Below are 21973 nucleotides of genomic sequence, written 5' to 3'. Positions count from 1 at the left end.
CGGCCGGCCACGGGATACGGCGGCGACGGATGAGCCAGGTGACGGGATGAGCCAGGTGGTCGTGCACACCGGCGGGTCGGCGCTGCCGGTGGAGATCGAGGCGGTCGAGCTGCACCGCATCGCGATGCCGCTCGTGCGCCCGTTCGAGACGAGCTTCGGCCGTCAGACAGCCCGCGACGTGCTGCTCGTGCGGGTGTTGACCGCCCAGGGCGAGGGCTGGGGCGAGTGCGTGGCCATGGCCGACCCGGTGTACTCCAGCGAGTACGTCGAGGGCGCCGCCGCGGTCATCCGGAGCTATCTGGCCCCCGCCCTGCTCGAGGCGCACACCGTGCGGGCCGCCGAGGTGTCGAGCGTGCTCGACTTCGTGATCGGCCACCGCATGGCCAAGGCCGCCCTCGAAGCGGCGGTGCTCGACGCGCAGACCCGGGCCGCCGGCATCAGCTTCGGGGAGTACTTCGGCGCGGTGCGGCCCGAGGTCGACTGCGGGGTGTCGGTGGGCATCGCCCCGTCGATCGAGGCCCTGCTCGACGAGGTGTCGGAGTACGTCGAGGCCGGGTACCGCCGCATCAAGCTCAAGGTGAAGCCCGGCTGGGACCTCGAGCCGGTGGCCGCCGTGCGCTCGATGCTCGGCCCGGGGGCGCTGCTGCAGGTCGACGCGAACACGGCCTACGCCCTCAGTGACATCGACCACCTGCGCGCCCTCGACGACTTCGGGCTGCTGCTGATCGAACAGCCCTTCGTCGAAGACGACATCGCGGCCCACGTGCAGCTCGCCAAGGCGATCGACACCCCCGTGTGCCTCGACGAGTCGATCACGAGCGCCGCGGTGGCCGTCGACGCCATCGAGCGCGACGCCACGTCGATCGTGAACGTGAAGGCCGGCCGGGTGGGCGGCTACCTCGAGGCCATCCGGGTGCACGACGCCTGCCTCGAACGCGACGTGCCGGTGTGGTGCGGCGGGATGCTGGAGACCGGCCTCGGTCGCGCGGCGAACGTGGCGCTCGCCGCCCTCCCCGGCTTCACGCTGCCGGGCGACACCTCGGCCAGCGACCGCTACTTCGCCGACGACCTGACGGAGTCGTTCGTGCTGGTCGACGGCCGCCTGGCCGTGCCCTCGGGGCCGGGAACGGGCGTGACCGTGCGCACCGAGCTGGTGGCCGAGTGGCGCACGCGGCCGGTCGAGCTGCTCACCCGCGCGTGACCCGGGGCGACGTCGGGGCGGGAACCGGCCGGCCGCGACCGCGTCTCCTCCTCCGCCCGTTCGACCCCGCTCGCTCCGGCGACCGCGCCGCCGTGCTCGACATCTGCGTGCGCACGGGCGACGCGGGAGGCGACGCCTCCGCTCTCCACTCCGATCCGCGGGTGCTCACCGACCGCTACGCGACCCCGTACCTCGACCTCGAACCCGAGCTCGCCGTCGTGGCCGAGTTCGACGGCTCCGTGGTGGGCTACGTGCTCGGCACCGCCGACTCGGCTCGCTTCGCGGAACGCTTCCGCGTGCATCCGTCGTCGCTCACCGAGGCCGAGCGGCGCGAGCACGCCCGCGGCCTGGTTCCGCCGGAGGCCGGCGGGTTCCCCGCCCACCTGCACGTCGACCTGCTGCCCGTGGCGCAGGGCCGCGGTGTGGGACGGATGCTCGTCGAGGCCTTCGTCGCCGCCCTTCCGCCCTCGACCACGGGTGTGCATCTCGTGGTCGACCCCGCGAACCCGGGCGCTCTCGCGTTCTATCCGCGAGTGGGGTTCGAACCGCTCGCGAGCCGCCCCGACGGCGTGGTGTTCGGTCGGCGGATGCGCGGGGCCCCGCGGGTCAGCCGAACAGCAGCGTCGGCGACATGAGCGCGATCAGCACCAGCGCGAGGCCGGCGATCGCCCCGGCCGACGTGAGGGCGCCCACCCAGGGCCAGCGCTCGAACCAGTAGAGGAGGTCGGGCATCTCTTCGCGCAGGGCGTTCGCCGTGACGGGATCGAGCCGGCGTTGCACCGGCACGTCGACCGCCGTGGCCACGTAGTCGATGTCGTCGCTCGACCAGAACTCCCCGCGCATGCGCAGGAGCAGCTCGCCCATCGAGTCGACCAGGAAGAGCTGGCGGGTGGTCTCGGTCGACGGCCCGCGGTACACGTCGAGCACCACGGCCGAGGCGATGCGCTTGCGGGGCACGCGGTTGCGGGAGAAGAACCCGCGCTCGACCAGCGCATCCCGATCGACGCGGATGCTGACGGCCCGCAGCAGCGCCGTGCCCACCGCGAACACCAGCACCACGAAGGCGAACGCGATCACCACGCGGCCCCAGCTGCCGCGCGGGATGGCGTACCAGAGCAAGGCGGCGAAGATCGGCAGAGTGAGGGCGGCGGCCACGATGCGCGCCTGAGACAGGATCTGCGTGCGAGGACGCAGGACCCGCTGCGTCACCCCGACCTGCGTCTCCACGCCCTCACCGTAGGTGCGTGCTCGCCCGCGCGGTAGAGGCCATCCGGGGGACACCGCGCATCCCGTTCTCAGCCACCGTTCAGCCAGGCCTCTGCTGCGCCGTCGGCCCGCTCCGGCTGCGCTGCGCCGGCACCCGCGTCTGCAACACCTGTCTGAACCCTTCGCAAGGCCCTGTCGGCGAGCGTCGCCCGTTCGTAGGCTGAGCCCATGACCGCTCATGACGCAGTCCCCTTGTCCGTCGTCGACTCCTGGTGGCGCGCCGCCAACTACCTCTCGGTGGGGCAGATCTACCTGCTCGACAACCCGCTGCTGAAAAGACCGCTCCGCGTCGACGACATCAAGCCCCGGTTGCTCGGGCACTGGGGAACCACTCCGGCACTCAACTTCGTCTGGGCGCACCTGAACAAGCTGATCGTGGAGCGCTCCTCCGACGTGATCTACATCGCCGGTCCCGGCCACGGCGGCCCGGGAGTGGTGGCCAACGCCTGGCTCGACGGCACCTACTCCGAGCTGTTCCCGCAGGTGCCGCAGAACGGCGAGGGGATGCGCCGGCTGTTCCGTCAGTTCTCGTTCCCGGGCGGCATCCCCTCGCACGCCTCGCCCGAGACCCCCGGCTCCATCAACGAGGGCGGAGAGCTCGGCTATTCCCTGGTGCACGCCTACGGCGCCGTGCTCGACAACCCCGACCTGATCACGGCCTGCGTGGTGGGCGACGGTGAGGCCGAGACGGCGACGCTGGCCACCAGCTGGCACCTGAACAAGTTCATCAGCCCCGCCACCGACGGAGCGGTGCTGCCGATCCTGAACCTCAACGGCTACAAGATCGCCAACCCCACGGTGCTCGCGCGCATCCCGGAGCACGAGCTGGAGTCGCTGTTCATCGGTTACGGCTACTCACCGCGCATCGTCTCGGGCGGCTTCGACGACGAAGACCCGATGGCGGTGCACCACCGGTTCGCCGACGCGCTCGCCCAGGCCTTCGACGACATCGCCTCGATCCAGCGGGCCGCGCGCTCGGGCGGCGAGACCGCCCGCCCGGCCTGCCCGATGATCGTGCTGAAGACCCCGAAGGGCTGGACGGGGCCGAAGTTCGTCGACGGACTGCCCGTGGAGAACACCTGGCGGGCCCACCAGGTGCCGCTCTCGGGGGTGCGCGACAATCCCGAGCACCTCGCGCAGCTGCAGCAGTGGCTGATGGACTACCGGCCGAACGAGCTGTTCGACGCCCACGGCAAGCCGGTGGCCGAGCTCGGTGCCGCCCGGCCGGCCGGCGATCTGCGGATGAGCGCGAATCCGCACGCCAACGGAGGTCTGCTGCGCAAGGCCCTGACTCTTCCGCCGCTCGAGCCGGTCGCGGTCGACCTCGCTCCGGCCGACGGGCCCACCGGCCCGGGAACCGGCGCCGAGGGCCGCGGTGTGGTGGCGGAGCCGACCCGGGTGCTCGGGAGGTGGCTGCGCGACCTCATCCGGGTGAACCCCGACGACTTCCGCATCTTCGGGCCCGACGAGGTGGCCTCGAACCGGCTCGACCCGGTGTACGAGGTCACGGCCAAGGAGTGGCAGGGCGAGGTGCTCGAGACCGACGAGAACCTCTCGCACAACGGCCGGGTGATCGAGATCCTCAGTGAGAATCTGGCGCAGGGCCTGCTCGAGGGCTACCTGCTCACCGGTCGGCACGGGCTGTTCACCTCGTACGAGGCCTTCATCCACGTGGTCGACTCGATGTTCAACCAGTACGCCAAGTGGCTCGAGTCCAGCGCCAAGGTGGAGTGGCGCCGGCCCATCTCGTCGTTCACCTACCTGCTGTCGTCGCACGTCTGGCGGCAGGACCACAACGGCTTCTCCCACCAGGATCCGGGCTTCCTCGACCACGTCGTGAACAAGCAGTCGAGCATCGTGCGGGTGTACCTGCCGCCGGACGCGAACACGCTGCTCGTCACCGCCGAGCACTGCCTGGCCTCGCGCGACTACGTGAACGTGATCGTGGCGGGCAAGCAGCCCACGGCGTCGCTGCTCACCCTGGAGGAGGCGCGCACCCACGGGGCCCGCGGCGTGAGCGTGTGGGAGTGGGCCGGCACCGAGCGGCCGGGCGAGGAGCCCGACGTGGTGGTGGCCGCGGCCGGCGACGTGCCCACCGTGGAAGCGATGGCGGCCGTGCAGATCCTGAAGGAGGAGATCCCCGATCTCGCAGTGCGGTTCGTGAACGTGGTCGACCTGATGCGCCTGCAGGAGCAGGGCGAGCATCCGCACGGTCTGGATGCGGCATCCTTCGACGCCGTGTTCACCACCGACAAGCCGGTGATCTTCGCGTTCCACGGCTACCCCTCGCTCATCCACCGGCTCACCTACCGGCGCACGAACCACGCGAACATCCACGTGCGCGGGTACAAGGAGATGGGCACCACCACCACGCCGTTCGACATGCTGATGCTGAACGACCTCGACCGGTTCCGGCTGGTGATGGACGTCATCCGGCGGGTGCCGCGGCTCTCGACCGCCTACGCGGGGCTGAGTCAGAAGATGGACGACGAGCGGGCCGCGCACCGCGCGTACACCCGGGCCCACGGCGAGGACGCGCCCGACGTGTCTGGCTCGGCCGGGTTGCCGTTCAGCGACGGCACCGAACGCGGGGGTGCGCCGGAGGACACCGGCGACGACAACGCGCGCGGCGGGCGCGGGGAGTTCGGGTAGCCGCTCGCCGGCGGCACGGCAGGGGAACGGGCGGCGGCGGGCCCGCCGCCCGCATCCGCCGTACCATCGAGGCATGAGTACTGACAATCTGCTCGGCCTGCCCGAGACCCGCCTGCCCGAGGAACCGGGCGTCGCCGAGGCGCTCGCCGGCGCCATCGGCTACGACGTCGACGACGTGCTCGAGGCCACCGTCATCGCGCACCCCACGTCGTCGCTCGCCTGGGCCACCCTGGCCGATCGGGCCTGGTCGCGCGGCGAACCCGTGCAGTCGTACGCCTTCGCCCGGGTGGGCTACCACCGCGGGCTCGACGCCCTGCGCAAGGCCGGCTGGCGCGGCCAGGGCCCGGTGCCGTGGTCGCACGAGCCGAACCGCGGCGTGCTGCTGTCGCTGTACCTGCTGCGGCGGGCTGCCGAACGCATCGGCGAGCAGAACGAGGTCGAGCGCCTCACGGAGTTCCTGCAGGGTGCCGACCCGCGGGCGGTCGCCGCGATCGAGGCCGGGGAGCGCTGACCCTCTCGGGCTGACCTCCCGTGCCGACCCTCGGGTGCTGAGGGGCTGGTCGCGGGGAATTTTCCGGCGTACAGTGCCGTTGTATCCGATGTCGAAGGGAGTCGATATGAAGGTACGGAATTCATTGAGCTCGATGAAGAAGATGCAGGGTTCGCAGGTCGTGCGACGCCGGGGTCGCACGCTGGTGATCAATCACCTGAACCCGCGGTTCAAGGCCCGCCAGGGCTGAGCCGGTCTCTCGGATAGCGCCCTGACGGGCGTTGCATTTCCAGCTCTCTCACCCGAAGCGCCCCCGCCTCACGGCCGGGGCGCTTCGTCGTTCCCGGGGCGTGTCAGTTCGAGAGCACCCAGTGTGCGTCGTCGAGGGTGTTCGCGGGGGCGGGCACGGCCTGGAAGGCGTGGGATCCCCGTTGGACGGAGACGCCGGACGCGGCGGCGGACTGCTGCAGCTGCTCGGTGAAGGCCTTCCAGAGGTGCAGGCCCTGCGGGAAGCCGAAGTGCTCGCGCAACGAGGTCACCAGCACCTCGGACCCGGTGCCGGCCGTCGGGTGCACCTCGATCACGACGTCGTCTCGCGAGACGTAGTTCAGGCCCCACACCCCGGGGCTGAGCTCCTTGGCCTTGCGCTTGGGCAGGGCGGCGATCATGGCCTGGGTGGCCGCCGGATCGGTGCCGAGGACGACCGAGCGGCCGAACTCCTCCAGCATGCCGGGCACGGCGGTGACCTTGCGCTCGGCGGCCACCGTGCGGAGCTTGCGGCGCATCCACCGGCGGAACACGAGCATCCCCACGATGGAGACGGCGATCAGGATGGCGATGATTGCGAGCAGGTTGCTGTCCATGCCCCGAGCCTGCCTGACGCGGCGGCCGAGACCAATGGGCACAACTCCCCATCGCGCGGGAGATCAGGTCGTACTGCTGGCGGAGAATGGGGGATTCGAACCCCCGAGGGCTTGCACCCAACACGCTTTCCAAGCGTGCGCCATAGGCCACTAGGCGAATTCTCCTGGCATCGCACGCGGCGATGACCATGAAGCATCCTACCCGCTCCACGGCCACCGCGCCGACCACGCCTACAGCGCGCGCACGGCCTCCGCGATCGGGGTGGGCCCGCTGACGGCCTCGAACTGGCGGTGCACCGCGTCTCCCGAGGTGAGCAGCTGGGCCACCAGCCAGGCCACGTCGGCGCGGGGGATGCTGCCGCGCCCGGTCGACTCGGCGAGCGTCACCGTTCCTGTGGCGTCGTCGTCGGTGAGGCCACCGGGGCGCACGATCGTCCAGTCGAGGTCGCTGGCCCGCACCGCGGCATCCGCTTCGCTCTTGGCCTTGAGGTACACCTGGAAGACCTCGTCGCTGGAGGCGTCGAAGTCGTCGGCGCCCATCGAGGAGATCAGCACATAGCGCTTGGCGCCGGCGCGCCAGGCGGCGTCGGCGAGCAGCACGGCGCCGTCGCGGTCGACGGTGAGCTTGCGCTCGGCGGTGCTGTTCGGTCCGGCTCCGGCGGCGAACACGACCGCGTCGACCCCGCGCGAGGAGAGTTCGGCGGCGAGCGCCTCCGAGTCGGTCTGCTCGAGGTCGAGCACGAGGGCCTCGCCCCCGGCCTCTTCGATGTCGGCGGCATGGTCGGGGTTGCGGGTGATGCCCCACACCTCGTTTCCGGATGCGGTGAGCAGTTTGGTGGTGAGGAGGGCGATCTGGCCGTGTCCTCCGGCAATGGCGATCTTCATACCTCCAGCCAACTCCTCCTTGCTCGATGCATCAACCGCGACTTGCTACACTTGAGCCCGGCTCCCCGTGTGGCGCCATCCAGGCCAACTCCCCCAGGGCGGAAACGCAGCAAGGGTAACCGGGCTCTGGCGGGTGCGCGGGGAGTCCTCATTCGTTAACCGGGGGCGGTTGGCGGCCGAAACCAGGGGGCATTCGATGAAGGCGCTCAACCGAACCGGGCTCGTGCTGGCCGCGCTCGCCGTGGTGCTGACCGCATCCGGATGCACGGGCGCGGCGCCTCTGCCCATCACCACGATCACCGCCACGAAGCCGGCGACCACCGTCACGGCCACGCCGGCGCCCACCCCCGGCAGCACCGCGACCTCGGCGCCTGCCGACCCGGCGGCCGCGTTCGATCCCGCCGACCCGGGCACCTGGGTGATCGACTACGCCGGCATCGGCCCGTTCGTGGTGGGGGAGACCCTGGCCGAGGTGCAGGCGGCGGTGCCCGCCACGGTCGACACCTGCCGTGCCGGCGTGGACACCTACGCCATCGGCGGGCTCGGCCTCACCGCCGTGAGCGGCATCGACGAGGCCGACCCGGCGGCGCCCGTGCGCACCGTGCGCCTGCTCGCGCTCGACGGGGTCGACGCCTCGACACCCCAGCCGCGCACCGCGACGGGTATCGGCATCGGCTCGACCGTGGCCGAGCTGCAGGCCGCCTACCTCGAGCTCGAGAGCTACGCCGGGGCGAGGGGCGTCACCGTGTACCGCATCGCCGCCGACGGCCGCACCGTGGAGTTCGAGGACTTCGGCACCGGCGTGGTGCAGATCATCTCGGTCACCGACACCGGCGGCGTGGCCTCCGAGTACTGCGGGGCCTGAGCCATGTCGCTGCGTCTGCGCACCCCGCTCGTGCTGGCCGCCCTCGCCGTGGTGCTGGCGGCATCCGGATGCACCGCCCCGTCGCCGGTGCCCACACCGACCATCACCGCCACGCACCCGACGCCCACCGGCAGCCCGAGCGCCACGCCCACTCCGAGCCCCACGCCGACGACGACGCCCACCCCCACCCCCGGCGCCGAGGACGGCGCCGCCTACGACCCCGCCGACATCGCCACCTGGCAGATCACCTACGACGGCATCGGCCCGGTGGTGCTCGGCCGGCCGCTGAACGAGGTGGTGGCCGAGATCCCCGTGGAGCCGAACGTGTGCCGGCCGGGTGTGGACTCGTTCTTCTCGTCGCACATCGTGGCCGTGGCGGCCGACGAGGCGTCGCCGGTGAACTGGGCGATGACGGCACGCTCCGGGTCTGACGACCCCGGCGGTCTGCCGAGCACCGACGCGGGGATCACGGTGGGGTCGACAGCCGACCGCATCGTGGCCGCCTACCCCTCCGCCGAGCAGTACACCCCGCACGGAGGCGGATCGGCCTACCGCATCACCGACGGCACGAACTGGATCATCTTCGAGCTGTTCGACAGCGCCGAGGTGCAAGAGATCTGGGTGCTGCCCGAGGAAGTGGCCCCACCGGAGTACTGCGGCTGAGCGGCTCGGCCTGAGTCGATTGCCAGGCCCGCCCCCGGCGCCTCGCCCTAGGATTGACCCGGACTACGTCAGAAGGATTCCGTGTCGACACTTGAGAAAACCCCCGCATCCGGCCCCGGCGTGAAGAGCATCTACATCACCTCCGCCGAGGGGCATTCCGGCAAATCCACCATCGCGCTCGGCGTGCTCGAGATGCTGCGCCGCTCGGTGCAGCGGGTGGCCGTGTTCCGGCCCATCGCGCGCTCGGTGGCCGACCGCGACTACGTGCTCGAGATGCTGCTCGAGCACGACAGCAGCGACCTCGGCTACGAGAGCGCCATCGGTGCCACCTACGACGACGTGCACGCCGACCCCGAGGCCGCGCTCTCGCGCATCGTCGAGCGCTACAAAGCGGTCGAGCGCGATCACGACGCCGTGGTCATCCTCGGTTCCGACTACACGGATGTCGGCAGCCCCAGCGAGCTGAGCTACAACGCTCGCATCGCCGCGAACCTCGGCGCCCCCGTGCTGCTCGTGCTCGGCGGACGCAAGGGGCAGGGCTCCGACGAGCTGCTCGGCCACTCGGAGGCGCGTTCCGCCGACGAGATGCGCCAGATCACCGAACTGGCGATGGTGGAGCTGCGCAACGCGCACGCGACGCTCGTGGGCATCGTGTCGAACCGCTCCGATCCCGACCACCTCGAGAAGATCCGCGACGCCATCGCGCTCGCCGCCCGTGACGCGGCGGAGGGGCTCGCGCAGGCCGCATCGGCTCCCCCTCAGCCCGCCCCGTCCGCCGCCCCCGTCACCTCCTCCATCCCCGTTCAGCCGCGCCGCATCCCGGTCTGGGCCATTCCCGAAGACCGGGTGCTGGTGGCACCGAGCGTCGCGAGCATCCTGGAATCGATCCACGGCACCCTCGTGCTCGGCGACGAGCGGCTACTCGCCCGCGAGGCCCTCGGCGTCGTGGTGGCCGCGATGTCGATGCGCAACGTGCTGCCGCGCCTGATCGAGGGCGCCGTGGTGGTGGTGCCCGGCGACCGGGCCGAGCTGCTGCTCGCGGTGCTGATGGCGAACGCCTCCGGCACCTTCCCGTCGCTCGCCGCCATCGTGCTGAACGGCGGCTTCGAGGTGCCGGAGCCGGTGATGCGGCTGATCGAGGGCCTCGACCCGAAGATCCCGATCATCTCCACCGAGCTCGGCACCTACGAGACCGCCGTGCGCATCACCTCCACCCGGGGCCGGCTCGCGGCCGACTCGCAGGTGAAGTTCGACAGCGCGCTGGCGTTGTTCGAGCAGTACGTCGACGGCGGGCAGCTGCTGCGCCTGCTCGACGTGAGCAAGGCCGACGTGGTGACGCCGCTGATGTTCGAGTACGGGCTGCTCGACCGCGCCCGCCTCGCCGACCGGCACATCGTGCTGCCCGAGGGCGGTGACGACCGCATCCTGCGTGCCGCGAACACCGTGCTCAAGCGCGGCGTGGCGCGCCTCACCATCCTCGGTGAGGAGGACGCGGTGCGGGGCCGCGCGGCCGAGCTGGGGCTCGACCTCGACGGCGCATCCGTCGTCTCGCCGTTCGACCCCGAGCTGCGGCAGCGCTTCGCCGAGGAGTACCAGCGGTTGCGCGCCCACAAGGGCACCACCTTCGACATGGCGTTCGACACCGTCACCGATGTGTCGTACTTCGGCACCATGATGGTGCAGCTCGGCTTGGCCGACGGCATGGTGTCGGGCGCCGCGCACACGACGGCGCACACCATCCGGCCGGCATTCGAGATCATCAAGACCCGGCCCGACGTGTCGGTGGTGTCGAGTGTGTTCCTGATGGCACTGGCCGACCGGGTGCTCGTGTACGGCGACTGCGCCGTGGTGCCCGACCCCACGAGTTCGCAGCTGGCCGACATCGCCGTGTCGTCGTCGGAGACCGCCGCGCAGTTCGGCATCGATCCGCGCGTGGCGATGCTGTCGTACTCCACCGGGTCGTCGGGCTCGGGCGCCGACGTCGAGAAGGTGCGGGAGGCCACCGAGCTGGTGCGGGCCGCGCGCCCGGCCCTGCCGGTCGAGGGCCCCATCCAGTACGACGCGGCGACGGATGCGGTGGTCGCCGCCGCGAAGATGCCCGGTTCGAAGGTGGCGGGCCGGGCGACGGTGTTCATCTTCCCCGACCTCAACACGGGCAACAACACCTACAAGGCGGTGCAGCGCTCGGCCGGGGCCGTGGCCATCGGGCCGGTGCTGCAGGGCCTGAACAAGCCGATCAACGATCTTTCCCGAGGAGCGCTCGTGCCCGACATCGTGAACACCATCGCCATCACCGCGATCCAGGCGGCGACGGCGTCGGCAGCGTCGGCCGGGGCCGGTACCTCGGAGGTGTCCGCATGAGCGCCATCCTCGTGGTGAACAGCGGCTCGTCGTCGTTCAAGTACCAGTTGATCGAGATGGACACCGAGGAGGTGCTGGCCTCCGGGCTCGTCGAGCGCATCGGCGAGGAGACCGGGCACGCCAAGCACTCGACGTCGTCCGGCGCCTGGGAGTCCGACGACCCGATCGCCGATCACACCGCCGGCTTCGCCGCGATGCTGGCGTCGTTCCAGGAGCACGGTCCGTCGCTCGACGAGCATCCGCTCGCCGCGGTGGGGCACCGCGTGGTGCACGGCGGAAAGCGGTTCCACGAGGCCACCGTCGTCACCGACCTGGTGAAGATCAACATCGAAGACCTGAGCGAGCTGGCTCCGCTGCACAACCCGGCGAACCTCGCGGGTATCGACGCGGCGCAGAAGGCCTTCCCCGCCGTTCCGCAGGTGGCGGTGTTCGACACGGCCTTCCATCAGACGCTCGCGCCCGCGGCCTACACCTATGCCATCGACGCCACGCTGGCCGACCGTCAGCGCGTGCGGCGGTACGGGTTCCACGGCACCTCGCACAAGTACGTGGCGGGCGCGGCGGGCGAGTTCCTCGGGCGCGACGTCGAAGAGCTGAAGCTGATCGTGCTGCACCTCGGCAACGGCGCCTCGGTGTGCGCCATCGACGGAGGCCGCTCGGTGGAGACCTCGATGGGCATGACGCCGCTCGAGGGGCTCGTGATGGGCACCCGGTCGGGCGACCTCGACCCGGCGGTGCTGTTCCACCTGCACCGCAAGACGGGCATGGGCTTCGCCGAGCTCGACGAGCTGCTCAATCGCAAGTCGGGACTGCTCGGACTCTCGGGCAAGGGCGACATGCGCGACGTGCAGAAGGCCGCCGCCTCGGGAGACGCGGCGGCGCAGCTGGCGCTGGAGGTGTATCTGCACCGCATCCGGGGCTATGTGGGGTCGTACTACGCGCAGCTCGGGCACCTCGATGCGATCGTGTTCACGGCCGGTGTGGGCGAGAACAACCCGCTCGTCCGGGCCGGGTCGCTGTCGGGGCTCGGTGAACTGGGCATCGAGGTGGATGCGGGGCTGAACGAGGCGGCCGGGTCGGGTGCGCGCACCATCTCGCCCGCGACCTCGCGCGTGCAGGTGCTCGTGGTGCCCACCGACGAGGAGCTCGAGATCGCCCGGCAGTCGCTGGCGGCGGTGGCCGGGTAAGGCTGCGCCGCGCCTGCTCTGCCGGGTGCCCGCTCTGCCCGGAGCCTGCTCTGCCGGTGCCTGCTCGCTCAGGCGTCGGGGATGAGGCGCTTGCCGAAGCTCGCGGCCGCATCCTCGGTGTACCCGAGGGCGCGATAGAAGTCCATCACCGGTTCGTTGCCGTGCCTGATCTGCAGGTTGAGCTTCGGGCAGCCGCGTTCGGTGAGCAGACGCTCCACCTCGGCCATCAGGGCCCGGCCGTCGCCGCGACCCTGGCGCGCTGGCTCGACGGCGAGGTAGTTCACCCAGCCGCGGTGACCGTCGTACCCGGCCATGGCGGTGGCGACGACGTGGTTCTCGGTGTCGACGCCCACGAGGAAGAGCTCGGGCTGCACGGTGAGCTTGCGCTCGATGTCGCGGCGCGGGTCGTTCCACGGCCGCGTGAGCCCGCAGGCGGCCCACAGGGCCACCACCGTCTCGGTGTCCTCCCGCTCGAAGCTCCGGATGCGCATCCCACCCTCCTGGTCTCCACCTCGCCGAGTTGCGCCGAAGTGCCCTCTCTCGGGGTCTGAGGGGGTGATTCGGCGCAACTCGGCGGAGGAGGGGGCGGGGGAGGGCGTGGCGAGGGTGCGATCCAGGGCATCGGACATGGTGGTGCGCTGGAGGGCCGGCGGGTAGGTGTCGGGGTCGGCGGCACCGAGGGTGTTCATGCCCTCGGCGAGCGCGACGAGCGAGCGCGCCTCGAGGCCGAGACGATCGGTCGGCCACTCGGGCCGGCACTCCGCCAGCAGCCTGGTCACCCGCGCGACGAAGGCGCGGTTGCCGGCACGATGGCGGTCGGCGAGCACGGGGTCGGTGAGTGCCGCCGCCAGGAAGCTCACCCAGACGCGGGCCTCGTCGGCGCTCTGCGCATCGAGCGACATCGCGTTCATGAGCACGGCCTCCACCGCCTCGCGAGCCCCGCTCTCGGCGGTGCCGGGGAGGGCGCGGCTCCGCGCATCCGCCTCGACGGCGTCGGCCCGGATGCGCGTGCGCTCGTGCAGCAGGTCACGCGCGTGCAGGAGGAGGGCCTGCTTGGTGGGGAAGGCGTGCATGACCAGGCCCGTGGTGCAGCCCGCCACCTCGGCCACCGCGCGGATGGTGAGGCCCGCGAGACCGCGCTCGGTGAGCACCGACCAGGTGGCCTCCGAGAGGCGCTGCTGCTGGTCGGCGAGGTTGCGGGGGCGGGCCATGGGATCCTTCCGGGTCGGTGGTCGACAAGCATAACAACTGTTACGGTAATAACTGTTACGAAAGGAACCGCCGTGCCCCGTCATCCCGCTCTGCCCGTCTCCGTCGAACGCGTCGCCTTCGACCACCCCGAGGCCGATGCTCTGCGCCGAGCCCAGCGCGTGGAGCTCGACGCCCGCTACGGCAGCGACGACCACGAGCCGGGAGAGGTGCCCACGGCGGCGTCGACGCCCGTGTTCGTGCTCGCGCGCACCGTCGAGGGCCGAGCGGTGGGTTGCGGCGGACTGCGCCCGCTGGAGGGCGGCGGAGCCGAGGTGAAACGCATGTACGTGCATCCGGAGGCCCGGGGTCGCGGTGTGTCGACGGCGGTGCTGCGGGCCCTCGAAGACGAGGCGCGGCTGCTCGGGGTGCGCCGGCTCGTGCTCGAGACCGGTACCGAGCAGCCCGACGCCATGCGGTTCTACGAGCGCGAGGGGTACGAGCGCATCGAGGCGTTCGGCCCCTACGTGGGCTCGGCGCAGTCGGTCTGCTACGCCCGCACGCTCTGACGGTTCCCGGCCGCCCCGGTGTCGGTGGGCGCGGGTAGTCTGGTCGCGTGGTTACCGCCCTGTATCGCCGTTACCGGCCCGAGACCTTCGCCGAGATGATCGGGCAGTCGCAGGTGACCGATCCGCTGATGACGGCGCTGCGCACCAACCGCGTGAACCACGCCTATCTGTTCAGCGGCCCGCGCGGCTGCGGCAAGACCACGTCGGCCCGCATCCTGGCCCGCTGCCTCAACTGCGCCGAAGGCCCCACCGACACCCCGTGCGGCGTGTGCCCGAGCTGCGTCGAGCTCGGCCGAGACGGCCCGGGCTCGCTCGACGTGGTGGAGATCGACGCCGCGAGCCACAACGGCGTCGACGACGCGCGCGACCTGCGGGAGCGCGCCGTGTTCGCCCCGGCCCGCGACCGGTTCAAGATCTTCATTCTCGACGAGGCGCACATGGTGACGCCGCAGGGCTTCAACGCGCTGCTGAAGATCGTGGAGGAGCCGCCAGAGCACATCAAGTTCATCTTCGCCACGACGGAGCCCGACAAGGTCATCGGCACCATCCGTTCGCGCACCCACCACTACCCGTTCCGGCTCATCCCGCCGGCGCAGCTGCTGGAGTACGTGCAGTCGCTCTGCGACTCCGAGGGCGTCGAGGTGGCGCCCGGCGTGCTGCCGCTCGTGGTTCGGGCCGGTGGCGGGTCTGCGCGCGACACCCTGTCGCTGCTCGACCAGCTCATCGCGGGCTCCGAGAACAACCGCGTCGAGTACGAGCGCGCCGTCGCGCTGCTCGGCTACACGCACGGAGCCCTGCTCTCCGAGGCCGTCGATGCGCTCGGCACGCACGACGGGGCAGCCGTGTTCGACGCTGTCGACCGCGTCATCCAGACCGGGCAAGACCCGCGGCGCTTCGTCGAAGACCTGCTTGAGCGGCTGCGCGACATCATCGTGGTCTCGGCCACGCGCGAGCACGCCGCGGCGGTGCTGCGCGGGGTGCCCGCCGACGACCTCGAGGTGATGCGGCGGCAGGCCGGCCTGTTCGGCCACGCCGAGCTCTCGCGCGTCGCCGACATCGTGAACTCCTCGCTCAGCGAGATGACGGGGGCCACCTCGCCCCGGCTGCACCTCGAACTCATGATGGCGCGGGCGCTGGTGCCGGCGGCCGACGATTCGCAGCGCGGGGCGCTGGCGCGCGTCGAACGGCTCGAGCGGCGCATCGGGGTCGATGGGCCTGATGCTCTCGGGGGCCGCGACGCTTCTGGTGCTCCGTCTTCCGTGCAGGCTCAGGCGGCTGTGCAGGCTCAGGCGGCCGTGCAGACTCCGACGGCCGTGCAGACTCCGACGTCCGGGGGTGCTCCGTCTTCGGCGGGTGCTCCGGATGCGGGGCGTGCGCCGGTGGGCGACGTCGCGCGGGGCGGGGTGGCCGGCGCTCATTCGCCGTCGCCCGCGGGGTCTCCGGCATCGAGTGCTCCATCGTCGCCGCGTGACGGCTCGGGGGCCGACGCCGGGCGTTCCGGCCGCGGGAGCGATGTGCGACCCACGGAGACGGGGTCGGGGGCGCCCACCGCGCCGTCCGACTCGGGCGAGGTGGCGGCGCGGGCTGCCGAGGCGGCGCGTCGCGCGTCGGCCGGCGCCGCGTCGGAGCCGAACACTCCCGATGTGCTGGCCGTGCCCCCGTCTGCGGTGCCGGTGCCTGCGGAGTCCCCGGCATCCGTGGCTCGCAGCGCCGGTGAGGTGACGCTGCAGCAGCTGAAAGACTCGTGGCCCGAGATTCTCGAGGTCGTGCAGAAGGCCAAGAGGACGGCCTGGCTCGTGGTGTTCACGGCGCAGGTGCGGGCGCTCGACGGTGACGTGCTGACGCTGGCGTTCCCGAGCGAGAACGACGTGGCGAGCTTCAAGGAGCGGTCGGCGCCCGGCGAGGGCGTGAGCGAGTTCTTGCGGCAGGCGATCGTCGACGTGCTGGGCATCCGCGTGAAGTACATCGCGCGCGTCGACTCCTCGCTGCGCCCGGGCGACCCCGACGCGGGCGCTGCGGCGCCTGCTGCGCCGGTGGCTGCGGCTGCCCCGGTGGCTGTCGCTGCTGCGCCTGCCCCGGCTGCTGCGCCTGCCCCGCCTGCCGCGGCTGCGCCTGCGCCGGCTGCTGATGCAGGTGCGCCTGCACCTGTGGCTGCCGCGCCCACTACTGCCGCGCCTGAGCGTGACGGATCTGCGCCTGCCGCGCCGCCGGTCGGGGGGCAGGCCGCTCCTGCTGCTGCGCCGATGTCGGGGGTTCCCGCTGCAGTCGCGCACAGGTCCGGCTCACCTGCGGCCTCCGCTCCCGGCGAGCCCGCACCAGACGCTGACGGCGACGAGGAGGAGCTCGACGACGACGAACTCGATGAGTTGCCGCCCGTCGAAGATCTTCCTCCCGAGCCGAAAGCGATCGTCGACTCCTCGGGGTGGACCGTGCCCGGCCTGAACGAGAACACAGCCGCCGCGCCCGCCGAGGCGGGTCCCGAGAGCGACTCCGCCGAAGTGGCGCGCATGCGGGCGCAGCTGAACGCGCTCCGGGCTCCGGCACAGGATCCGGCATCGGCTCCGCCGGCGGCACCGCAGGCGCCACAAGCGCCGCAGGCATCACCGCAGCGCAGTCCGCGTGGCGAGGCGTCGTCGCCCGTCGCTCAGAAGCCTCCCGTGCAGCCGCGGGCCGAGCGCCCGGCACCAGACCGCCGATCGCAGACCGCGCCTGCTGCGCCCGCGCAGCCGACCACGACCTGGGACGTCGTCGCCATTCCCACTTCTTCGGATGACGGCGCGCCCGATGCGGAAGACGGCGTCGAGCCGGTGGCCGTCGGCGACATCATCGACTCCTCCTTCACGGCTCCGCCGGCCGCCGCGGTCGCCGAGCCGCGGCCTCCGCAGGTGGCCGCCGGGCGGTCTGCCGCGCCTCAGCAGCCCGACGATGAGGCTCCGTACTTCGACGAGCCGATGCCGAGCGACGAGCCCGACCTGCCGGCCGACCGCGGCGACGCACTGCCCGGTCAGCGGCCGACGTCAGGCGACCGCGGCCCTGCCGGGGCGCAGCCCGCCGCATCGGCACAGGATGCCGCCTGGCAGCAGAACACCTCCCGCCCCGGCCGCCCCGCCGCCTCGCCCAACGGCCCCCGCCAGGGCGACCCCGCGGCCCGCCCAGGCGCACTGCGCTTCGAGGCCAGTGGCGCCGACGAGCCGGGCGCCGCCGCACCGGGCGCCGCCGCACCGGGCGCTCGGCCGTCGTCCCCGCCCGGCTCCCGCCCGCAGACCGCGAGCGGCCAGACCCAAGGCGGCCGTGCCCGCTACGGAGAAGCTGTCGTGCGCGAGATCCTGGGTGCCAGCTTCATCGAGGAGCAGCCGCTCCCCGGGCGGGAATGAGGCGGCGGACATCCGTCACCCGGCCCCCGGTCCGCACCGGGTCGGGAGCCCACACCCGGCCCGGGCCGCCACCGCCCTCCGGCCCATAATCGCCGGCCGCAACGCATCACCCATCCGCACTCCCGAGTCGAGGTAACGACACATGTACGAAGGCATCGTCCAAGAGCTGATCGACGAGCTCGGCCGCCTGCCCGGAATCGGGCCGAAGTCGGCTCAGCGCATCGCGTTCCACATCGTGCAGACCGAGTCGTTCGACGTGAGCCGCCTCGCCGAGATCCTCACGGACGTGCGCGAGAAGGTGCACTTCTGCCAGATCTGCGGCAACGTCTCCGAGCAGGAGAAGTGCTCCATCTGCCGCGACCCGCGTCGCTCGCAGGTGTCGATCTGCGTGGTCGAGGAGGCGAAGGACGTCGTGGCGATCGAGCGCACCCGCGAGTTCCGCGGCCTCTACCACGTGCTCGGCGGCGCGATCAGCCCGATCGACGGCATCGGGCCCGACAACCTGCGCATCCGTGAACTGATGCAGCGCCTCGCCGACGGGACGGTCACGGAGGTCATCATCGCCACCGACCCCAACCTCGAGGGCGAGGCCACGGCCACCTACCTCTCGCGGCTGCTCACGACGCTCGAGATCCGTGTGACGCGACTGGCCTCGGGTCTGCCCGTCGGCGGCGACCTCGAATACGCCGACGAGGTCACCCTGGGCCGTGCCTTCGAGGGGCGCCGCCTCGTCGAGAACTGAGAGCGTCGGCATCGTGACGGGCGATCGGATGCGCGTTCCGCCCTTCGCCTCTCGACGCCGTGTCGCCGCCGAGCCGTCGGGCCGAGTCGGCGGCGATTTCCGGGTGGGCCCGGTTTGCACCCCGCCGTCGCACGGAAGCCGTGACCTCGGCCCCGGCCCTGGTGCTGTTCGCCGGGTGATGGGTCGCCATGGCGGTTCTTTGACGGCAGGCCGAGGCCGCGGAGTCGATCGCTGGGACGCCCGATGAGTTCGGCGACCGCGGGGACCGCGCCGGCGTATGTGCTCGTGGCGGCTCCGCGCCCTGGGCGGGTGTCGCTCGCGCCGCTCGACGCCGACGGTGGCCCGGCGGCCGCCGCATGGGAGCTCGCCCTCGCCGACCTCCCGGCCGCCGTGGCGGAGCTCGAGACTTCCCACCCCCGCTGGGTCTGGGACGACACCCAGCGCTGGTACCCCGCACTCCTGGCCGCCGGCGTGCACGTGGAACGATGCGTCGATCTGCGGCTGAGCCACGCCATCCTGCGTGCCTCGACGCTCACAGCCGCCTCGGCGCTGGCCACCGCGCCCGCCGGCCCGTGGGACGGTGTGGCGCCCGCCGCCGTGCCCACGTCGCTCGCGGCGGCGGCCGAACTGCGGGCCCCGACCGGCCCCACCCTGTTCGACGACGGGCTGCTCGACGCGCCTCCGCCCGCCGAGGAGCGCCCCTCCGGCCTCGAGCCGGCCGCCGACGCACGCCTGCCCGGCGCCGGGTTCACCGCCCGGTCGGCCGCCGATGCGCGCGATCCGGGCCCCACGCGGGGTGTTGGCGCACGTCTGGCGGGAGCCGAACCCCCTGGCGGCTCGGAGGGTGGGATGCGTGCGCGAAGCGCAGCCTCCGACGACGCACAGCCGCCCGCGCCCACGCCGCCGACGCCCGAGGCCGCGGAGTTCACCCTGCAGCGCGCCGCCGCAGCCACGGCTTCCGACCCCAGCCGCATCGCCCTCCTGCTGGCTGCCGAGTCGGCCGGCGCCCTGGTCGCCGCAGAGCTCCGCCACGTCGGCCTCCCCTGGAGCGCCGCCCGCCACGACGAGATCCTCACCGAGCTGCTCGGCCCGAGGCCGGCTCCCGGCACCCGACCGGCCTGCCTCGAGCAGCTGCTCACGCGCATCCGCACTCTGCTCGACGACGAGACCGTGAACCCCGACTCGCCCGCCGAGCTGCTGAAGGCGTTGCGCCGCGGCGGCCTGCAGGTCTCGAGCACCCGCTCCTGGGAGCTGCAGAGCATCGAGCATCCGGTGATCGAGCCGCTGCTGGAGTACAAGAAGCGCTCGCGCCTGCTCACCGCCAACGGCTGGAACTGGCTCGACAGCTGGGTGCAGAACGGCCGCTTCCATCCCAACTACCTCCCGGGCGGTGTGGTCACCGGGCGGTGGGCGGCCGAGGGCGGCGGCGCGCTGCAGTTGCCGAAGCAGATCCGCGGTGCGGTGGTGGCCGACCCCGGTTGGGTGCTCGTGGTGGCGGATGCAGCCCAGCTCGAGCCGCGCATCCTGGCCGCGCTGGCCGGCGACCGCGCCATGGCCGCCGCCGGGCGGGGCCGTGACCTGTACGACGGCATCGTGGCCTCGGGCGCCGTCGACACCCGGGCACATGCCAAGGTCGGCATGCTCGGCGCCATGTACGGTGCCACCACCGGTGAGAGCGGTCGCCTGCTGCCGCGACTGAACCGGGCCTACCCGGCGGCCATCGCCTACGTCGAGGCGGCGGCGCGCACCGGAGAGTCAGGCGGGGTGGTCACCACCCGGCTCGGCCGCACCAGCCCACGCCCGGGCGATGACTGGCACGACCTCCGCGACGAGGCGTCGAGCGACGCGGCGACGGATGCGACGCGCAGCCGCGCGCGCACCGCCTCGCGCTCCTGGGGCCGGTTCACCCGCAACTTCGTGGTGCAGGGCACGGCCGCCGAGTGGGCCCTGTGCTGGATCGGCTCCATCCGTCGCCGTCTCTGGGCACTCGACACCGCACCGGATGCGCCGATCACCGCCCGCCCGCACCTCGCCTTCTTCCTGCACGACGAGGTGATGGTGCACGCCCCGGCGCACCTCGCCGACACGGTCGCCGCCGAGCTGCGGGCCGCGGCGGCCGAGGCGGGGCGGCTCATCTTCGGCGACGCCCCGGTGGAGTTCCCGGTGACGGTCGCGATCGTCGACAGCTACGACCTCGCGAAGTGAGACATCGCCTGAGCGGCATGTGCCCCGCGATATAGTCGACGAGCGGGCTGGAGATGCCCCGCACACCCAGCCCCCGCGCCACCAGGAGTACCACGTGAGCTTGATCGTGCAGAAGTTCGGCGGTTCGTCCGTCGCCGATGCGGAGAGCATCAAGCGGGTCGCGAAGCGCATCGTCGAGACGCGCAAGGCCGGCAACGACATCGTCGTGGCCGTGAGCGCGATGGGCGACACCACCGACGAGCTGCTCGACCTCGCGCACGAGGTGGCCCCCATCCCCGCTCCGCGCGAGATGGACATGCTGCTCAGCGCCGGCGAGCGCATCTCCATGGCACTGCTGGCCATGGCCATCGAGAGCCTCGGCCACACGGCCCGGAGTTTCACCGGCAGCCAGGCCGGCATGATCACGGATGCCCGGCACGGCGCCGCGCGCATCGTCGACGTCACCCCGGTTCGCCTCCGCGAGGCGCTCGACGAGGGCGCGATCGTGATCGTGGCCGGCTTCCAGGGCTTCAACCGCGACACCAAAGACATCACCACCCTCGGCCGCGGCGGCTCCGACACCACGGCGGTCGCCCTGGCGGCGGCGCTGAACGCCGACGTGTGCGAGATCTACACCGACGTCGACGGCATCTTCTCGGCCGACCCGCGGCTGGTGCCCCGGGCGCACAAGATCGACCGCATCACCAGCGAGGAGATGCTCGAGCTCGCCGCCAACGGCGCGAAGGTGCTGTACATCCGCGCCGTCGAGTACGCGCGCCGGCACGGCGTGACGCTGCACGTGCGCTCGAGCTTCAACAACAACGAGGGAACCATCGTCTACAACCCGTCGGATGCCGCGACCGGCCTCCCGACGGCGGAGCAGAACGGGCCGGCGGAGCAGGCCGGGCAGACCGAACAAGGAGAAGGTGCCGTGGAAGAGCCACTCATCGCCGGGGTCGCCACCGACCTGAGCGAAGCCAAGATCACCGTGGTCGGCGTTCCCGACATCCCGGGCAAGGCCGCTCAGATCTTCACCATCGTGGCCAAGACGGGTGCGAACATCGACATGATCGTGCAGAACGTGTCGGCGGCGAGCACCGGGCTCACCGACATCTCGTTCACCCTGCCCAAGAGCGAGGGCCAGCTCGTACTCACGGCCCTCCGCGCCGAGCAGGACGAGGCCGGCTTCAAGGCGCTGCAATACGACGACCAGATCGGCAAGCTCGCCCTCGTGGGCGCCGGCATGCGCACCAACGCGGGCGTCTCGGCGAAGCTGTTCACGGCCCTGTTCGAGGCGGGCATCAACATCGAGATGATCTCCACCTCCGAGATCCGCATCTCGGTGGTCACCCGCGCCGACACCATCAACGACGCCTTGCGCGTGGTGCACACGGCCTTCGGCCTCGACGCGGCCGACGAGGCCGTCGTGCACGCCGGCACGGGTCGCTGACCCCCCATCCCGCGCATCCGACCGTCGCAAACC

The 21973-nt window shown here is 71.9% G+C and carries 18 protein-coding genes, 1 tRNA gene and 1 other RNA gene; 15 read left to right on the top strand and 5 right to left on the bottom strand.

The features are described from left to right. Positions 1–46: 46 nt before the first annotated feature. A complete protein-coding gene (gene menC, locus ACEXOR_RS06705) occupies positions 47–1201 on the top strand; it encodes an o-succinylbenzoate synthase (RefSeq protein ID WP_426983753.1) in 1155 nt (384 codons plus the stop codon). Further along, entirely contained in the window at positions 1198–1836 is a 639-nt protein-coding gene (locus ACEXOR_RS06700; protein ID WP_374848680.1) for a GNAT family N-acetyltransferase, read from the top strand. The genes menC and ACEXOR_RS06700 overlap by 4 nt, the downstream gene beginning before the upstream one ends. On the opposite strand, the gene ACEXOR_RS06695 is transcribed toward ACEXOR_RS06700, so the two are convergent. Beyond that, the gene (locus tag ACEXOR_RS06695) at positions 1808–2428 is read right to left on the bottom strand and encodes a hypothetical protein (protein ID WP_374848679.1); all 621 of its coding nucleotides are present in this window, start codon (positions 2426–2428) and stop codon (positions 1808–1810) included. The genes ACEXOR_RS06700 and ACEXOR_RS06695 overlap by 29 nt on opposite strands. Before the next feature lie 207 nt (positions 2429–2635). Here ACEXOR_RS06695 and ACEXOR_RS06690 point away from each other — a divergent pair, with 207 nt between their 5' ends. The 3 genes from ACEXOR_RS06690 to ACEXOR_RS06680 all read left to right on the top strand — a co-directional run bounded on the left by ACEXOR_RS06690 (position 2636) and on the right by ACEXOR_RS06680 (position 5859). Beyond that, on the top strand, positions 2636–5119 hold the full coding sequence (locus tag ACEXOR_RS06690) for a phosphoketolase family protein (RefSeq protein WP_374848677.1): 2484 nt from the start codon (positions 2636–2638) through the stop codon (positions 5117–5119). A 73-nt stretch (positions 5120–5192) separates the two neighbouring features. Continuing rightward, the gene (locus ACEXOR_RS06685; protein WP_374848675.1) at positions 5193–5630 is read left to right on the top strand and encodes a DUF3151 domain-containing protein; all 438 of its coding nucleotides are present in this window, start codon (positions 5193–5195) and stop codon (positions 5628–5630) included. 106 nt (positions 5631–5736) lie between these two features. After that, positions 5737–5859 (top strand): 50S ribosomal protein L36, encoded by a 123-nt coding sequence (locus ACEXOR_RS06680; RefSeq protein ID WP_374848674.1) that lies wholly within the window; start codon positions 5737–5739, stop codon positions 5857–5859. Between the two features lie 103 nt (positions 5860–5962). Here the strand turns inward: ACEXOR_RS06680 and ACEXOR_RS06675 are convergent, their stop codons facing one another. From ACEXOR_RS06675 to ACEXOR_RS06665, 3 genes are all read right to left on the bottom strand, one after another. Beyond that, a complete protein-coding gene (locus ACEXOR_RS06675) occupies positions 5963–6472 on the bottom strand; it encodes a hypothetical protein (RefSeq protein ID WP_374848673.1) in 510 nt (169 codons plus the stop codon). 77 nt (positions 6473–6549) lie between these two features. Beyond that, positions 6550–6637, bottom strand: a tRNA-Ser gene (locus ACEXOR_RS06670). 66 nt (positions 6638–6703) lie between these two features. Beyond that, complete coding sequence (locus ACEXOR_RS06665; RefSeq protein ID WP_374848672.1) at positions 6704–7357, bottom strand: SDR family oxidoreductase; 654 nt, start codon at positions 7355–7357, stop codon at positions 6704–6706. A gap of 56 nt (positions 7358–7413) precedes the next feature. On the opposite strand from ACEXOR_RS06665, the gene ffs reads away from it, so the two are divergent. From ffs to ACEXOR_RS06640, 5 genes are all read left to right on the top strand, one after another. Beyond that, an RNA gene (gene ffs / locus ACEXOR_RS06660) (signal recognition particle sRNA small type) lies at positions 7414–7510 on the top strand. Positions 7511–7553: 43 nt separating this feature from the next. Next, complete coding sequence (locus tag ACEXOR_RS06655; RefSeq protein ID WP_374848671.1) at positions 7554–8222, top strand: hypothetical protein; 669 nt, start codon at positions 7554–7556, stop codon at positions 8220–8222. A 3-nt stretch (positions 8223–8225) separates the two neighbouring features. Next, positions 8226–8885: a hypothetical protein gene (locus ACEXOR_RS06650; RefSeq protein ID WP_374848670.1), complete on the top strand. Its 660-nt coding sequence runs from the start codon at positions 8226–8228 to the stop codon at positions 8883–8885. 81 nt (positions 8886–8966) lie between these two features. Next, entirely contained in the window at positions 8967–11246 is a 2280-nt protein-coding gene (pta, locus tag ACEXOR_RS06645; RefSeq protein ID WP_374848669.1) for a phosphate acetyltransferase, read from the top strand. Further along, a complete protein-coding gene (locus ACEXOR_RS06640) occupies positions 11243–12433 on the top strand; it encodes an acetate/propionate family kinase (protein ID WP_374848667.1) in 1191 nt (396 codons plus the stop codon). The genes pta and ACEXOR_RS06640 overlap by 4 nt, the downstream gene beginning before the upstream one ends. Before the next feature lie 68 nt (positions 12434–12501). Here the strand turns inward: ACEXOR_RS06640 and ACEXOR_RS06635 are convergent, their stop codons facing one another. Beyond that, on the bottom strand, positions 12502–13644 hold the full coding sequence (locus tag ACEXOR_RS06635) for a GNAT family acetyltransferase (RefSeq protein ID WP_374848665.1): 1143 nt from the start codon (positions 13642–13644) through the stop codon (positions 12502–12504). A 72-nt stretch (positions 13645–13716) separates the two neighbouring features. On the opposite strand from ACEXOR_RS06635, the gene ACEXOR_RS06630 reads away from it, so the two are divergent. The 5 genes from ACEXOR_RS06630 to ACEXOR_RS06610 all read left to right on the top strand — a co-directional run bounded on the left by ACEXOR_RS06630 (position 13717) and on the right by ACEXOR_RS06610 (position 21940). Beyond that, positions 13717–14190, top strand: a complete 474-nt coding sequence (locus ACEXOR_RS06630; protein ID WP_374848663.1) for a GNAT family N-acetyltransferase — start codon at positions 13717–13719, stop codon at positions 14188–14190. A 95-nt stretch (positions 14191–14285) separates the two neighbouring features. Further along, complete coding sequence (locus ACEXOR_RS06625; RefSeq protein ID WP_445451948.1) at positions 14286–17564, top strand: DNA polymerase III subunit gamma and tau; 3279 nt, start codon at positions 14286–14288, stop codon at positions 17562–17564. 142 nt (positions 17565–17706) lie between these two features. Beyond that, entirely contained in the window at positions 17707–18306 is a 600-nt protein-coding gene (recR, locus tag ACEXOR_RS06620; protein WP_374848660.1) for a recombination mediator RecR, read from the top strand. A gap of 243 nt (positions 18307–18549) precedes the next feature. Next, on the top strand, positions 18550–20511 hold the full coding sequence (locus tag ACEXOR_RS06615) for a bifunctional 3'-5' exonuclease/DNA polymerase (RefSeq protein WP_374848659.1): 1962 nt from the start codon (positions 18550–18552) through the stop codon (positions 20509–20511). Positions 20512–20605: 94 nt separating this feature from the next. Then, positions 20606–21940 carry an aspartate kinase gene (locus ACEXOR_RS06610; protein ID WP_374848657.1) on the top strand — a complete coding sequence of 445 codons (1335 nt, stop codon included), beginning with the start codon at positions 20606–20608 and terminating at the stop codon, positions 21938–21940. The last annotated feature ends 33 nt before the right edge of the window (positions 21941–21973 follow it).

The organism is Herbiconiux liangxiaofengii, assembly GCF_041927335.1.
GTDB lineage: Bacteria > Actinomycetota > Actinomycetes > Actinomycetales > Microbacteriaceae > Herbiconiux > Herbiconiux liangxiaofengii.
Note: the sequence above shows the minus strand (reverse complement) of the source record. Positions and strands in the feature narration are given on the sequence as shown.

Coding starts and splice junctions, on each gene's coding strand:
- ACEXOR_RS06650 (WP_374848670.1), top strand. CDS start 8,226: ATGTCGCTGCGTCTGCGCACCCCGCTCGTGCTGGCCGCCCTCGCCGTG.
- ACEXOR_RS06690 (WP_374848677.1), top strand. CDS start 2,636: ATGACCGCTCATGACGCAGTCCCCTTGTCCGTCGTCGACTCCTGGTGG.
- recR (WP_374848660.1), top strand. CDS start 17,707: ATGTACGAAGGCATCGTCCAAGAGCTGATCGACGAGCTCGGCCGCCTG.
- ACEXOR_RS06615 (WP_374848659.1), top strand. CDS start 18,550: ATGAGTTCGGCGACCGCGGGGACCGCGCCGGCGTATGTGCTCGTGGCG.
- ACEXOR_RS06685 (WP_374848675.1), top strand. CDS start 5,193: ATGAGTACTGACAATCTGCTCGGCCTGCCCGAGACCCGCCTGCCCGAG.
- ACEXOR_RS06675 (WP_374848673.1), bottom strand. CDS start 6,472: ATGGACAGCAACCTGCTCGCAATCATCGCCATCCTGATCGCCGTCTCC.
- ACEXOR_RS06625 (WP_445451948.1), top strand. CDS start 14,286: ATGATCGGGCAGTCGCAGGTGACCGATCCGCTGATGACGGCGCTGCGC.
- ACEXOR_RS06640 (WP_374848667.1), top strand. CDS start 11,243: ATGAGCGCCATCCTCGTGGTGAACAGCGGCTCGTCGTCGTTCAAGTAC.
- ACEXOR_RS06655 (WP_374848671.1), top strand. CDS start 7,554: ATGAAGGCGCTCAACCGAACCGGGCTCGTGCTGGCCGCGCTCGCCGTG.
- ACEXOR_RS06665 (WP_374848672.1), bottom strand. CDS start 7,357: ATGAAGATCGCCATTGCCGGAGGACACGGCCAGATCGCCCTCCTCACC.
- ACEXOR_RS06680 (WP_374848674.1), top strand. CDS start 5,737: ATGAAGGTACGGAATTCATTGAGCTCGATGAAGAAGATGCAGGGTTCG.
- menC (WP_426983753.1), top strand. CDS start 47: ATGAGCCAGGTGGTCGTGCACACCGGCGGGTCGGCGCTGCCGGTGGAG.
- ACEXOR_RS06635 (WP_374848665.1), bottom strand. CDS start 13,644: ATGGCCCGCCCCCGCAACCTCGCCGACCAGCAGCAGCGCCTCTCGGAG.